A 12,799-nucleotide genomic window follows, 5' to 3' on the forward strand; every position below is an offset into this window, starting at 1 on the left:
TTATCTCATCATGCAGTTTTCATGGTGTGTTTTATGTTCATGATGTCCTTTGTGGGTTAAGCCATGCATACCTTTACCATGGTGATGTAGGTTTAATTCCCTTATTTCTTTTCCACTCATTGTATCAGTTAGTTTTTGCATGTCATCTTGGACTATAGTCTTTCTTTGGCTTCTTTCTTGCGGAGAGAGTTTAGAAAGGTTTTCTTGCAAGTTGGTTCTAAATTGTTGTTGGAAATTTCTTGCATCTTTGTATTTCATCTCATTCATTCTTTTTTTCATCTCTATGACTAGATCGGCTTGATCTTGCGCGCTTACATTTTTTGCAAGATTTAAAATTTCTTCATTGCTTTTTTTAGAAAAATCAGCGCCAAATGCAAATGAAGCAATTAGCGAACTAGCAATTAGTAACTTCATGGTTTTTTTCATTTATTTCTCCTTTGTTTAATGACGAGAAATTATAAAACCTCAAAATAAAGCCAAAATGAAATTTAATAACAAACAAAAAGCACATCGGCTTTTAAGCTTTGTTTTTCACTTTGCACAATAGGCAACACAATACTATCTGCGCTTGCTGATAAATTAGGACCGCGGTATTTAATGCCATCATTGTCAAAATGTATATTTTTCATCGTACAAGTTTTTGCTAAACTTTTAGAGTAATACTGGGCCTTTTCAAAAGCTTTTTTTAACGCAAGATCATATAATTTTTCTTTATTTGTTTCTAAAATCATTTCATCAAAACCAGCTTGTAAAGCTTTGGTGTTAAAAGAAATGAGTGTATTAGTAGCGCTAATGTTTTCTATATCTTTTACAAGGTTTTCATAGTCTTTGCTTTTATTTTGTGGAATTTGACAAGTGAAGTTAGAATATAATCTATATCCATTTAAAGTTTTATTGCCCTGATGGTAATTGTAGCTTGGCTCTAAAGTATAGCTTCCGCCCTTGCAATAATGCTCTTTTGCAATGCGATCTGAGATTTCTTTAAAAGTTTGAGCGATGTAGTTTTTTTCTTCATTAGAAATGAGAGTTTTTTCACTAAGTTCTTTACTTGCACTAAAATTTAAAGTAGCATTAAAGATATTTGGCATAATTTCATTAGATACTTCGATGTTTCTTGAAAATTCTATATTTTGTTTATCATGGTTTTTTAAACCTAAAAATTCTGTATTAAAAACTACTCCTAGAACAAATAATATCAAGCAAAGCAGTCCTAGTCCTAAACCTTTTAAAAAACTTTTCATCTTTTATCCTTTTAAAACATTTTTTTAATTTTAACATAAAGCTTTTAAGAATTGATTGTATAATTTTTAAAAAACAAAGAAAGTCTTAATGCAAAAAATTCACGAAAATATCTTAAAGTGGTATGATCAAAATGGTAGGAAAGATCTGCCTTGGCGTATTTTACATGATCGGTATAAAAAGTATGCTAAGGTAGATGACTTAGAAAGATTAAAGCATATTGACATAGCATATGCTGTTTATGTGAGTGAAATTATGTTGCAACAAACTCAAGTGAAAAGTGTTTTGCAAAATTATTATTTTCAATTTTTAGCTCAATTTCCTTCTTTAAAAATTCTTGCATTATCTAGTGAAGATGAGGTTTTGAAAGCTTGGCAAGGACTTGGCTACTACACTAGAGCTAGAAATTTATATCAATGTGCAAAAATTTGTATGCAAAAATGGGGTGCAAAACTACCAGCAGATGTTGAAAAGTTACAAACTCTTCCTGGTATTGGAGAGTATACAGCAGGCGCTATAGCTTGTTTTGGGTTTTTGCAAGCTCAAGCTTTTGTAGATGCAAACATCAAAAGAGTTTTGAGTAGATTTTATAGCTTGCAAAATCCAAACTCTAAACTTTTAATGCAAAAAGCAAAAGAGTTGTTAAACCATAAAAATCCATTTGAACATAATCAAGCTTTACTAGATATAGGCGCTTTGCTGTGTTTGCCTAAAAATGCAAAGTGTAAACTTTGTCCTTTAGAGGAGTTTTGTAGCGGAAAAAATGAGTATGAAAAATTCCATACAAGCAAAAAAATTCAATACCAAAACATCACTTTAGATATTTTAATAGTTCAAAAAAACCAATATTTTTTATTAGAGCAAAGTAAAGAAAAATTATATTTTAACTTGTATAATTTTCTAACATACAAGGGTGAAAAAAATGCAAGTTATTTAGGCGAGTTTAAACATACTTATACAAAATACAAAATTAATGCTAGAGTGTATTTTTTAAAAGATGATCAATTTAAAGATCAGGGCTTTAAGGCGGTTTTAGATAAAGAGTTAGAGCAGCTAACGCTTTCAAAGCTTGCTGTAAAAGCTTTTGAAATTTATAAAAAGAGTGTCGATGCAGTTTGAAAAAATCTATATAGAACTAAGCGATATTTGTGGATTAAAATGCGATTTTTGTCCTAGTCAAAAAGCACAGCGTAAACTCATGAGTTTAGAAAATTTTGAAAAAATTTGTAAAAGCGTACATCATCGCTCCAAGCTTTTTACTTTTCATGTATTAGGAGATCCTTTAAGGGTGACAAATTTAAAAGAGTATTTAGAGCTTGCATTAAAATATGATATGTGTATTGAGCTAACTACGAGCGGGTTTTATCTAGATGAGGAAAAAATTACCTTGCTTTTAAATTCAAAAAATATTAGGCAAATCAATATTTCCTTAGGAGCTTTTTTAGCGCAAAGTAGAGTAGATATAAAGGAATATTTTAAGCCTATTTTGCGTTTGATTTTTTTGCACTTGGAGAAAAGATTAGATTCTTTTGTGAATTTAAGACTTTGGAATTTAGATCATGATTTTAACCCGCCTTTAGAAAATGAAAAAATTTATCATTTTTTAGAGTCGACTTTTCAGGTTTTCATTCAAAGACAAAAAGTAAAAAATCGTTTAGAAAGGCACATTATCTTACACCAAGCTAAGCTTTTTAAATGGCCTTCTTTGAAAGATAAAGTCATACGTCATGAAGGTATTTGTCATGCTTTAAATGGTCAAATCGCCATATTAAGCGATGGGAGTTTGGTGCCTTGTTGTTTAGATACTCAAGCAGATATGAAGCTTGGCAATTGTTTTGAAGATGATTTTAATGAGCTTTTGAAATCTCCTTTGTACACACAGCTAAAAGAAGGATTTAAACAAGGAGTTTTAAAAGCAGAACTTTGCAAAAGATGTGAGTTTTTGCAAGCTAAAAACTAATTTTCCTTGCTTGGACAATTATAATTTCAGGAAATTCTTCATTTAAAAATACATCTATTATGAAGCTATTTTACCACTAGCGTTTATGGTTTGAAAAATGAATTCTATGTAAAAATTTTTCATCTTTGCTAGTTTTATTATTGATCGCTATAGTCAAAAGCATAAACATTGGTGTTATATTTTTTACACATATAAGCGGAAAAATTTCCATTTCTACAAGTAATATTTAAAATATAATCACCATTTGTATGTTTAGTCATCCTTTGATTTAGGACATATAACTTTTTTATGAAATTCGTTAGAATCATCTCCTATTTATACATCCTAAAATTTTGCATTAATATCTCAAGCTTTTACATTTTATAAGCCTAATTCTACCACTTTTTCGTCGTTAAAATTTTCATCACTTGTAGAATTTTCTTGAATGTTTTCTGTAGATTTTGCATACATAGGATTTTGAGAGTATTTAAATATATCATCTGTGATTTTTGTTGCTATCCCACGTAGTGCTTTTTGTTTGCTTGGAGTGCTTGTAGAAACCATTTTAAATTCCAAAGTATTAGAAGCTTTAATTTGTGCTGTTGAAAAACTTATCAAGCGATAATTAATGCTAATGTTGTAATTTTGCACAGTGCTTTCATCTTGGAGTTCTTGTAGTTTGGGCTGTAAGATGAGTAAATAGTCTGCACCTGATGTTTTAAAAAGCTTAATAAGATCTTCATCGCTAGTATTATTAGCAATTAGCAATGATTTTTTTTGAAGATGAAAGCCTGTATCTGCTCTATCTAGAATTTTAAATTTTTTACTTTGAAATAAAACACTTAGCAATTCTTGTTCAAATTTAGCAGAAAGCTCATCTTTTACTTGATTTACAATAACTAAAGAACATCTATCTTCAGTGCTTTTATCATTGTAGAGTTTGTTGTAAATTACTACTTTTGCGCGGAATTCATTTTGGCTTGTTTGGGTAAGAGATTGGATATCATAACTATTAAAAACTCCATTGCTAATTAGATCAATCTCCTCATCATAGCCTATGTTAAAATTACCGTTAAATTTAAATTCAAATTTTTTAAGTTTAACTTGCCTTAATCCTTCTGTTTTACCCAAAGCTTCGTTGATAGCGTTTTTAATCGCTTCGCTTCTTGTGGCACCAAAGCCTTCCCCATAGCTTTCTTTATTAAGGGCGCTATGTGCATGAGACATGCACACAAGAGTTAAAAAAAGTAAAAAGATTTTTTTTACCATGTGACGCTCTTGCTTGTACCAGTCTTGTCGATTGTTTTTTCATCTTCCCAAAGCGCTAAGCCGCTTGTTAAATCAGTAAGAATGAGATGAAAGAAATATTCACTTTGAATTTTGCCATTGTAAAGCTTTACACTATCTTGTCTAATCTTTCCAGAGAGTGAGAAGTTAGGTGCTAAGATGGTGCCTTTGGAAGCAATGGTATTTTGATTAAATTCATCATTTTCTCTTAAATTTCTTATTTCGTGTGTTAGATTATCTTTAGCCCCACCTGCAGCTACTGCGGTAGTGAGTATAAATTTACCTGATTTTCTTAGTGCTATTGTGATTTTTGCGGTGAGTTTATCAGTGTCTATTCTTTGTGGGGTATCGTTGATAATGCGACTTATGGCAAGTACTTTTTTGTTTTGAGCATTTAAATTTGCAAATGCAGGATCATTTAACATACTTTCTATCATTGCCTTAGCTGTGTTTTCAAAGTCTTCTCTATCTAGTCCCAAGGTAAGTGCATTACCTTGCACTTTTTGCGAAGCTTTGCCATCAGTGTATTTAGGTTGAGAAGAACAAGCGCTAAAAATAAAAATGGCAAAAAAAGTAAAAAGTAGGCTTTTTTTCATTTTATCTCCTTATTTTTCTTTAATCTTATAAATAACATTAGAATGAGGCATGAAAGATCTTACTAGTAAGATATAGTTTTTATCTTTTTCTAGCTTATCATCAAAGATTAATTTTTGATGATCATCATAAATTTGTACCAAGCCTTCGTTTTTTAGCATTAAAATACTAGCACTTTTTGGTAAAGCTTGCCACATTCTAAGATCAGCTTTATTTGTTAGTGTTGTGCTAACTGTGCTAATCAATGATAAAAATCCACTTGAATCATTATTGGCTATGGTTAGATTGATTGAAGTTTTAAGAGCGCTTGAAACCAAAGTTTTTAATACTATAGAAGGTAAAAGAGTTTTAAACTCACTTACAATAATATCATCAAAATAAATCAAATTGTGCGTTTTTTGATCTTGGCTTTGTAAAAAAGGATAAGAGGAATTTCTTGCTTTAAGATAGGCAAAGGCTATGCTGATATTAGCAAGATTATCATTGAATACAAAAGGCAATACAAGATTGAATTCTTCTTTAGTGGAGCTTAGTCCATTTTCATAAACGATAAAAATGTATTTTTGTTTATTTGTGTTTGGTTGAATATGGGTAAAGGTTTCAAATAGCTGAAATTGCTTTTGTAGTTCTTGGTTGTTCGTTTGGCTTAGTGCGACTTCTTTTAACAAATCATAAGCTTTTAAATAGTCTTGATCAAAAAAGAAAAATAAAGCACTTATATAGGTTGTGTAGGTATTGATGTAGTTTTTACTAGCATTAAAATTGCTAAGTAGATTATCGTATTGTTTGTAGATGGGGTTTAAATTTTGATAAAAACTTGCATATAGTTTTTTGTCTTTTTGAATTTCTTTTTTGTAGTCTTCTTGAGCTTTTTGTATATATGAGTAAAAATGCTCTTTTAGTCTATCTTGTCGATACAAGGCTCTATTAAATTCAACTCTTGCGTTTTGAAAATCCCCTAAACTCATATAGTTTAAACCTTTATAAGTATTGAGCATAACTCTTTCATAAAAATAACCTTGATAATCATAAATCGTATCATTTAATAAAAGCTCGCTTAAATTTCTTGAAACTTTTTGAATGTCATTTTGCAAATCTACATCAAATTTATAAGCCTTTTCTGCTTTATCAAAAAACGCATTACTTTGAACATAGTCTTTGCAAACCCTTGCTAAAGAGGCTAGATTTAATCCGTTGTAAATACTGTCTTTATCGGCGTTCTTTAAGGCGAGGGTGTTTTTGTTGCACTGTTGATGAATGAAAGCTTTTTCAAAATTAAGATTAGTGTTAGCGTGGTTAGAACAAGCAGTGAAGAAAAATGCCACTAAAAAGCAAAAATATAAATGCTTCATCGGGTTCCTTTAGTGTAAATTTAAAAAAATAAGCTATAATTTTCTTTTTTAGAGAGGTGTCCGAGCGGTCGAAGGAGCACGCCTGGAACGCGTGTGTGGGGCAACTCACCGAGGGTTCGAATCCCTTCCTCTCTGCCATTATGCGCTTTTATTATACTGACTTCCTATGTAATCTTGTGAAATATTTTGAGTATATGATTTTATGGCTTTTGAATTAGCATTGTTTTCTTGGTTGTTTTTATTTTCTTCATTTTGTGCTTTTAGTTCTTCTGCTTTTATTTTAGATTGTTCTAAGCGGGCTTCATTTTGCATTTGCATAGCATTGGCTGCTACTTTGTAATCTTGCGGACTAGGATCAGCTGGCGCCATCGCAGCAGCAACTACTTGCATAGCATTTGCGATAGTCTCTTCAGGGGTGTTGCCTTTTTGCATTCTTATAGGAACTTCCCCTTCTATCGCATACATTTTATTATCAGGTCCTCTTGTATAACCAAAGCTTGCAGCGCCTGCTAAAGCTCCACCTGCAGCTTGATGTGCTGCTTCATGTGCTCTAACTTCGCGGTCTATTTTTTCAAGTTCTCTTACTTGTTTTACTTCTTCATTGCTTAGATCTTTACCATTGACTTTTTGTGTTTTTTCATCTTTTTCTTGATTGTTTTTGTTATCTTGTATAGTTTGTGAGTTTTCGTTTTCAGTATTATCTTGTTTAATTTCTTCTTTATGCTTGTTTTGATAATTAGGTATGTAAAAAGTACTACTATGATTTGAATGAATATGCATTAAAATCCTTTTTGCTTGTAGTTTTGTATTTTTAACACAAAAAACTTAAAAAATGTATAAAAATGCAGAAAATATTGATTTTATAAAATGTTAAGAAAAATAAAAGTATAATTTTAACTTCTTTTTTATGTCAGGGTAGCTCAGCTGGCTAGAGCGCTGGTCTCATAAGCCGGAGGTCGGGAGTTCAAGTCTCCCCCTTGACACCATCAATACTCATATTGTTTAAAATCTTCTTGAGTTCCAAGTAACATGATGATATCATTGATATAAGCTTTATTATCCAAATTTGGCATTATACTCCATGTTTCATGCTGTTTGTGGGCTATGACTTTTAAATTTTTTGCTATAGTGTGTAAATTTTTTCCAGCTAAGTTTTCATCCACTAGGAGTTTTGCCACTTTAATGGTGTTAGCAGAAAGATCAATGATTTCAAAATTAGGATTTGCAATGAGAATTCTAGCCAAGCGTTTAGCAGATTCTTTTTCAGGATAGATGACTTTATTGACTCCAAGCTTAGATAATATTTGTCCATGTGTAGGGGTGTTTGCTTTAGCAATGATATTTTTTACGCCAATTTCTTTTAAAGCCATAAAGGTGAGTATGCTAGATTCTAGATCTTCGCCTATGCTTAAGATAACAACATCAGCATTTGCATAACCTGCTTCCTTTAGTGCGATAGCATGGGTAGAATCTAAAATATAAGCAAAATCTGCTTGATCTTGAAGTTCTTTGACTGCTTCTTCGTTGATATCAGATACAATAACCTTTTTTCCTTGACAAATCAGCTCGTTTGCTAAAACAGATCCAAATCTACCAAGCCCTATGATGCCATAAATTTCTTTTTTCATAATATAATTTTTCCTTTTGGGTAATTTAAGTATTTTTCTTTTTCCTTGAAAAATATACTAAATAAAAACGCCAACACCCCAACTCTACCGCTTAACATAAGTAAAATGATTATAAGTTTGCTAAATGGGTTAAAATTTGCACTTAAAGATAAAGTTCCACTATCGCCAACTGAAACACCTACTGTGGCAAACGCTGAACTTGTTTCAAAAAGTAAATGCAAGAAATGTTTATCATCTTCTATAAATGATAAAATTAAAACACATGTGATGATATAGACAATAGAGCTTACAGTTATAACAAAAGCTTTGTTGATCGTTTTGCTAGGTATTTCAAAGTTAAAAACTCTTACAACGCCATCTTTGATACTCCAATAAGCATAAATTAGCAAAATAGCAATGGTTGTGACCTTAATACCTCCTGCGGTTCCACCGGGTGCACCTCCTATAATCATAAACAAAGAACCAAAAAATAAACTTGCATCTTTAAAGGTGCTAAAATCAAGTGTGTTAAAACCAGCTGTACGGTAATTTACTGCAGTAAAATATGCACTCATAATTTTATCAAACAATGAAAGCTCGCCTATGCTTTTGGGATTGTGGTATTCAAATAAAAACACCACTAAGCTTGCGAAAATAATCAAAATAACACTAGAGCTTAAGACAAGTTTGGTGTGTAGACTTAAATTAGCAAAGCGTTTTTTGGAAAAAAAATATAATTCTAGTAAAACAAAATAACCCAAACCACCAATAATAATCAAAGAAGTGATGATAAAATTAATCCAAAAATCATCTCGGTAGGGTACTAACCCGGTTTCAAATATACTAAATCCGGCATTATTAAAAGCAGATATAGAGTGAAAAACACTAGCCCATAATGCTTTGCTTAAGCTCATGTCAAGCTTAAATCTTAAAAACAACAACATTGCACCTAGTAACTCTATGGTGAAAACAAAGATTAAAACTTTTTTTAAAAAATCTACTAAGCCGTTAGGTTGAGGATATATTAAGGATTCTCTTAGTAGGTTTTTTTCTCCAAAACTCATCTTTTTTCTTACTAAAATATACAAGGCCATAGCTATGCTCATATAACCCAAGCCACCAATTTGAATGAGTATTAAAATCACTATTTGGCCGTAAAAACTAAAATCTAATGATGTATTTAATACAATAAGCCCTGTCATGCTTACCGCAGAAGCACTTGTGAAAAAAGCATCTAAAAATGTGATAGGTTGAGTATGCATAATAGGAAGCATAAGAATAAACGTACCAAGTAAGGCTATTACAATATAACCTATAAATAAAATTCTAATATTGTTTCTTTCTAAATTTAATTTAGTCATAATATTACTTTTTTAAAAATTAGGAAAATATTTTACTGCAGAATTGGTTAATAAATAAAAACTTTCCACTTTGGTAGTGGAAAGTTAAAGTTTTAAAGTATTCCCACGGCTAGGAAGCCTAATGCAACAGCTATGGCGATAGCTAAAACACCTGGGATAAAGAATGCGTGATTGAAAATGAATTTTCCAATTCTTGTTGTGCCAGTATCATCCATTTGTACAGCACCTAGTAAAGTAGGGTAGGTTGGAAGTACAAAAAGTGCTGAAACAGCAGCAAAACAAGCAACTAGCATGTAAGAATCGCTAGGATTTGTAGCTGAAATACCTAGTGCAGCAACAATAACAGGCACAATAGCTTTTGCAGTAGCTGCTTGAGAGTATAAAAGCATACTAGCAAAAAAGAAAGCCACTGCAAGCATGGCCGGAGTTTCTTTAACCCATTCTCCTGCTACTGCTTTAATGCCTGCTTCATGACCTGCAACGAAAGTATTTCCAAGCCATGCAACACCAAATACACACACACAAGCTGTCATACCTGATTTAAATACACTTGTATCTAAAATTTTAGCCGGATCAACTTTACACAAGAAAGTGATTATGGTTGCAGCAGAAAGCAAGAAGCTCATAATTGCAGCATCTCTTGGTATAACCACTGGATCGATCCATTTGATATTGCTTGAAATTGCAGTTGCATAAAGTACAACACATAATACTGTGATTAGGAAAATTGCAACTGAAAGTTTTGCGCCCGGCTTATCTTCACTATGTAATACATCAGAAGCGCTTTTTACAAGACCTGCTTTTAAACGTTCTTGGTATATTGGGTCTTTGCTAAGATCCATAGGGGTGATGAGGCTTACGATAAATGCTGTCACCATACAAGCGATAAAGGTGGTTACGATCCAAATTCCAATTAATGTAGGATAGTTCCAACCAAGAGGCTCTAATACACCTGTCATGTAAACAACGGCAGCACTAACAGGAGAAGCTGTGATACCAATTTGCGAAGCTACCACCATAAGCGACAAAGGAGCTGATGGTTTGATGTTTTGTGATTTTGCCACATCAATAACAACAGGCATAAGTGAAAATACAGCATTACCTGTACCTGCTAAAATAGTAAGCAACCAACCACAAGCTGGTGCAAGATAGTTGATAAATCTTGGATGTCTGCGTAAAATTCTTTCAGTAACTTTTACCATATAGTCCAAACCACCTGCTTGCTGCATTGCTGAAATAGCAGCAATAGCAGCAGCAATAATCAAAATAACATCCCAAGGGATATTGCCTGGTTTCATACCTAATACAAGTCCTAAAATGACAACACCCAAACCACCAGCATAACCTATTGCTATGCCACCAAGGCGAATACCTATAAAGATAGCGCCAAGAAAGACAATAAGTTGTAAAATAACCATAATGTCCATGATCATCTCCTTTTTTTGTTTATTAAGCTTTTCTTTTTTTAGTCATATGAGGATTTAACATATTTTCAGGGGTTAAAATCTCATCGATTTTTTCTTTTGGTAAATATCCTCTTTCAAGACAAATATCTCCAACGGCTTTGCCAGTTTCCAAAGCTTCTTTGGCGATACTTGCAGATTTTTCATAGCCTAAAACAGGGTTAAATGCAGTAACAATTCCGATAGAGTTTAAAACAAGTTTTTTACAATTTTCAGGATTTGCTTTAAGACCTTTGATCGCTTTTTCAGCTAAAGTTTTCATAGCATTTTCAAGCAATACAATAGAATTAAATAAGCCATAAGCAATGCCTGGTTCAAAGGCATTAAGTTCAAATTCGCCTCTTTCAGAGCAAAGCATAATGGTAACATCATTACCTATCACTTCATAGCAAGCTTCTCCAACTGCTTCACAAATAACAGGATTTACTTTTCCTGGCATAATAGAACTACCAGGTTGCATAGCAGGTAGACTAATCTCAGCCAAACCACATCTTGGACCTGAATTCATTAATCTTAAGTCATTTGCTATTTTAGAAAGCCTAACTGCAGCTGTTTTTAACGCACCGCTTACATGTACAAAGTCGGCTGTATCTTGAGTAGCAGCGATGAAATCTTCGGCAGGTTTAAAGTCAACCCCGGTAATTTCTTTTAACTTTTTCTCAACCACAAATTTATAATCAGGGTGGCAGTTAATACCTGTGCCTATAGCTGTAGCACCAAGATTTAAAAATGTCATAGATTCGCGTGCTGCAGTGATTTTTGCTATATCGCTTTTAATATAACTTGCGAATGCGTTAAAAGTATTTCCTAAAGTAGTAGGAACTGCATCTTCAAGCTCTGTTCTACCCATTTTAATGATATCTTTGTATTCTTTAGCTTTTGCTTCTAATTCTACTTTTAAGTTTTCCATAGCTTTTAAAAGATCACTTAACTTTGCATAAGTTGCCACTTTAATCGAGCTTGGATAAGTATCGTTAGTTGATTGTCCTAAGTTGGTATGGTCATTTGGATGAAGGTATTGGTATTCACCTTTTTTATGTCCCATGCTTTCAAGCGCAATGTTGGTAATTACTTCGTTTGTATTCATATTGGTACTTGTTCCAGCACCACCTTGAATCATATCAACTACAAATTGATCTAAAAATTCACCAGCAATCAACCTATTGCAAGCTTTAGCGATAGCATCGGCTTTATCTGCATCAAGAACTCCAACTTCTTTGTTAGCTAGCGCAGCTGCTTTTTTAACTTGAGCAAAAGCTTTTACAAAATAGGGGTAATCTTGTAATTTTCTACCGCTCATACTAAAATTTTCTAATGCTCTAAAGGTTTGTACACCATAATAAACTTCATCAGAAATTTCTAACTCACCAATAAAGTCGTGTTCCTTTCTTGTTCCCATAATATTCTCCTTGTGGGTTTTATTTAAGTTTCATTTATAAACTTGGCAAGTATTATACTACAAAATATTATAAAGATTTCATAAATTTTTTATTTTTTATCAAATATAATAAAAATATACAACATAAGTATCGAATATTGATACTCATTTTCTAGACAAAATATCAAGTGGCTAAAATGTTTTATTTATAATATTTAAATTTTATCAATATATTTAAAATTTATTATTTTTTATTTACTTTTATTATCAAATTTTGAAAAAACCAAAAACACAAATATATTTTACAACCTAGGAAATTAATTATAAAGAGATAAAGAGGGTAAAAGCCAAACCCTTAAAGGTTTGGCTTGCTAACAATCAATTAAAACTTTTTCTTTCTAGCATCTTCTAAGATATCATTAGCTATTTTATTAACATTATCAGATATAGCTGCACTATCTTTAGCTATTTTTAGATTTTCTTGTGTTACGCTATCAATTTGAGCTACAGCATCATTAATTTGAGTAATACCTGTAGTTTGTTCTTTAATACTTTCACCCATTTCATTGATAGATTGAA

The 12,799-nt window shown here is 32.0% G+C and carries 13 protein-coding genes and 2 tRNA genes; 4 read left to right on the plus strand and 11 right to left on the minus strand.

Annotated elements, in window-relative coordinates:
• Positions 1-426, minus strand: coding sequence for a DUF1104 domain-containing protein (locus CKA54_RS06225; RefSeq protein WP_120760725.1), 426 nt, complete (start codon positions 424-426; stop codon positions 1-3).
• Positions 427-488: 62 nt separating this feature from the next.
• Positions 489-1,241, minus strand: a complete 753-nt coding sequence (locus CKA54_RS06230; RefSeq protein ID WP_120760726.1) for an SIMPL domain-containing protein — start codon at positions 1,239-1,241, stop codon at positions 489-491.
• An 88-nt stretch (positions 1,242-1,329) separates the two neighbouring features.
• On the opposite strand from CKA54_RS06230, the gene mutY reads away from it, so the two are divergent.
• Together mutY and CKA54_RS06240 are read left to right on the plus strand one after the other, a co-directional pair.
• Positions 1,330-2,358 carry an A/G-specific adenine glycosylase gene (gene mutY / locus CKA54_RS06235; protein WP_120760727.1) on the plus strand — a complete coding sequence of 343 codons (1,029 nt, stop codon included), beginning with the start codon at positions 1,330-1,332 and terminating at the stop codon, positions 2,356-2,358.
• Positions 2,348-3,199 (plus strand): SPASM domain-containing protein, encoded by an 852-nt coding sequence (locus tag CKA54_RS06240; protein WP_120760728.1) that lies wholly within the window; start codon positions 2,348-2,350, stop codon positions 3,197-3,199. Before mutY ends, CKA54_RS06240 begins: the two co-directional genes overlap by 11 nt.
• Positions 3,200-3,559: 360 nt before the next feature.
• On the opposite strand, the gene CKA54_RS06245 is transcribed toward CKA54_RS06240, so the two are convergent.
• The 3 genes from CKA54_RS06245 to CKA54_RS06255 are packed head-to-tail and all read right to left on the minus strand — an operon-like array spanning position 3,560 to position 6,411.
• Positions 3,560-4,447 carry a hypothetical protein gene (locus CKA54_RS06245; RefSeq protein ID WP_120760729.1) on the minus strand — a complete coding sequence of 296 codons (888 nt, stop codon included), beginning with the start codon at positions 4,445-4,447 and terminating at the stop codon, positions 3,560-3,562.
• Positions 4,441-5,061: a penicillin-binding protein activator LpoB gene (lpoB, locus tag CKA54_RS06250; protein ID WP_120760730.1), complete on the minus strand. Its 621-nt coding sequence runs from the start codon at positions 5,059-5,061 to the stop codon at positions 4,441-4,443. The genes CKA54_RS06245 and lpoB overlap by 7 nt, the downstream gene beginning before the upstream one ends.
• A 9-nt stretch (positions 5,062-5,070) precedes the next feature.
• Positions 5,071-6,411, minus strand: coding sequence for a hypothetical protein (locus tag CKA54_RS06255; protein WP_120760731.1), 1,341 nt, complete (start codon positions 6,409-6,411; stop codon positions 5,071-5,073).
• A 50-nt stretch (positions 6,412-6,461) separates the two neighbouring features.
• Between CKA54_RS06255 and CKA54_RS06260 the strand changes: the two genes are divergently transcribed.
• Positions 6,462-6,549 (plus strand) — tRNA-Ser (locus CKA54_RS06260).
• Here the strand turns inward: CKA54_RS06260 and CKA54_RS06265 are convergent.
• Positions 6,550-7,191, minus strand: a complete 642-nt coding sequence (locus tag CKA54_RS06265) for a putative metalloprotease CJM1_0395 family protein (RefSeq protein WP_120760732.1) — start codon at positions 7,189-7,191, stop codon at positions 6,550-6,552. It abuts the tRNA gene before it with no gap.
• 129 nt (positions 7,192-7,320) lie between these two features.
• Here CKA54_RS06265 and CKA54_RS06270 point away from each other — a divergent pair.
• Positions 7,321-7,397: transfer RNA gene (locus CKA54_RS06270), tRNA-Met, on the plus strand.
• On the opposite strand, the gene CKA54_RS06275 is transcribed toward CKA54_RS06270, so the two are convergent.
• From CKA54_RS06275 to CKA54_RS06295, 5 genes are all read right to left on the minus strand, one after another.
• Positions 7,398-8,039 carry a TrkA family potassium uptake protein gene (locus tag CKA54_RS06275; protein WP_120760733.1) on the minus strand — a complete coding sequence of 214 codons (642 nt, stop codon included), beginning with the start codon at positions 8,037-8,039 and terminating at the stop codon, positions 7,398-7,400.
• On the minus strand, positions 8,036-9,379 hold the full coding sequence (locus tag CKA54_RS06280) for a TrkH family potassium uptake protein (RefSeq protein WP_120760734.1): 1,344 nt from the start codon (positions 9,377-9,379) through the stop codon (positions 8,036-8,038). The genes CKA54_RS06275 and CKA54_RS06280 overlap by 4 nt, the downstream gene beginning before the upstream one ends.
• A gap of 92 nt (positions 9,380-9,471) precedes the next feature.
• Positions 9,472-10,806, minus strand: a complete 1,335-nt coding sequence (locus CKA54_RS06285) for an anaerobic C4-dicarboxylate transporter (protein WP_120760735.1) — start codon at positions 10,804-10,806, stop codon at positions 9,472-9,474.
• 22 nt (positions 10,807-10,828) lie between these two features.
• Entirely contained in the window at positions 10,829-12,241 is a 1,413-nt protein-coding gene (locus CKA54_RS06290; protein WP_120760736.1) for an aspartate ammonia-lyase, read from the minus strand.
• A 361-nt stretch (positions 12,242-12,602) separates the two neighbouring features.
• On the minus strand, positions 12,603-12,799 hold a 197-nt coding region (locus CKA54_RS06295), incomplete at its 5' end, for a methyl-accepting chemotaxis protein (protein ID WP_120760681.1).

Origin of the sequence: Campylobacter sp. P255, from assembly GCF_003627915.1 — a bacterium.
GTDB lineage: Bacteria > Campylobacterota > Campylobacteria > Campylobacterales > Campylobacteraceae > Campylobacter_D.

What these genes read in the sequence shown, in the direction of transcription:
- CKA54_RS06255 (WP_120760731.1), bottom strand. Translation starts at nt 6,411, where the DNA reads ATGAAGCATTTATATTTTTGCTTTTTAGTGGCATTTTTCTTCACTGCT.
- CKA54_RS06245 (WP_120760729.1), bottom strand. Translation starts at nt 4,447, where the DNA reads ATGGTAAAAAAAATCTTTTTACTTTTTTTAACTCTTGTGTGCATGTCT.
- lpoB (WP_120760730.1), bottom strand. Translation starts at nt 5,061, where the DNA reads ATGAAAAAAAGCCTACTTTTTACTTTTTTTGCCATTTTTATTTTTAGC.
- mutY (WP_120760727.1), top strand. Translation starts at nt 1,330, where the DNA reads ATGCAAAAAATTCACGAAAATATCTTAAAGTGGTATGATCAAAATGGT.
- CKA54_RS06225 (WP_120760725.1), bottom strand. Translation starts at nt 426, where the DNA reads ATGAAAAAAACCATGAAGTTACTAATTGCTAGTTCGCTAATTGCTTCA.
- CKA54_RS06230 (WP_120760726.1), bottom strand. Translation starts at nt 1,241, where the DNA reads ATGAAAAGTTTTTTAAAAGGTTTAGGACTAGGACTGCTTTGCTTGATA.
- CKA54_RS06290 (WP_120760736.1), bottom strand. Translation starts at nt 12,241, where the DNA reads ATGGGAACAAGAAAGGAACACGACTTTATTGGTGAGTTAGAAATTTCT.
- CKA54_RS06240 (WP_120760728.1), top strand. Translation starts at nt 2,348, where the DNA reads ATGCAGTTTGAAAAAATCTATATAGAACTAAGCGATATTTGTGGATTA.
- CKA54_RS06265 (WP_120760732.1), bottom strand. Translation starts at nt 7,191, where the DNA reads ATGCATATTCATTCAAATCATAGTAGTACTTTTTACATACCTAATTAT.
- CKA54_RS06280 (WP_120760734.1), bottom strand. Translation starts at nt 9,379, where the DNA reads ATGACTAAATTAAATTTAGAAAGAAACAATATTAGAATTTTATTTATA.
- CKA54_RS06275 (WP_120760733.1), bottom strand. Translation starts at nt 8,039, where the DNA reads ATGAAAAAAGAAATTTATGGCATCATAGGGCTTGGTAGATTTGGATCT.
- CKA54_RS06285 (WP_120760735.1), bottom strand. Translation starts at nt 10,806, where the DNA reads ATGGACATTATGGTTATTTTACAACTTATTGTCTTTCTTGGCGCTATC.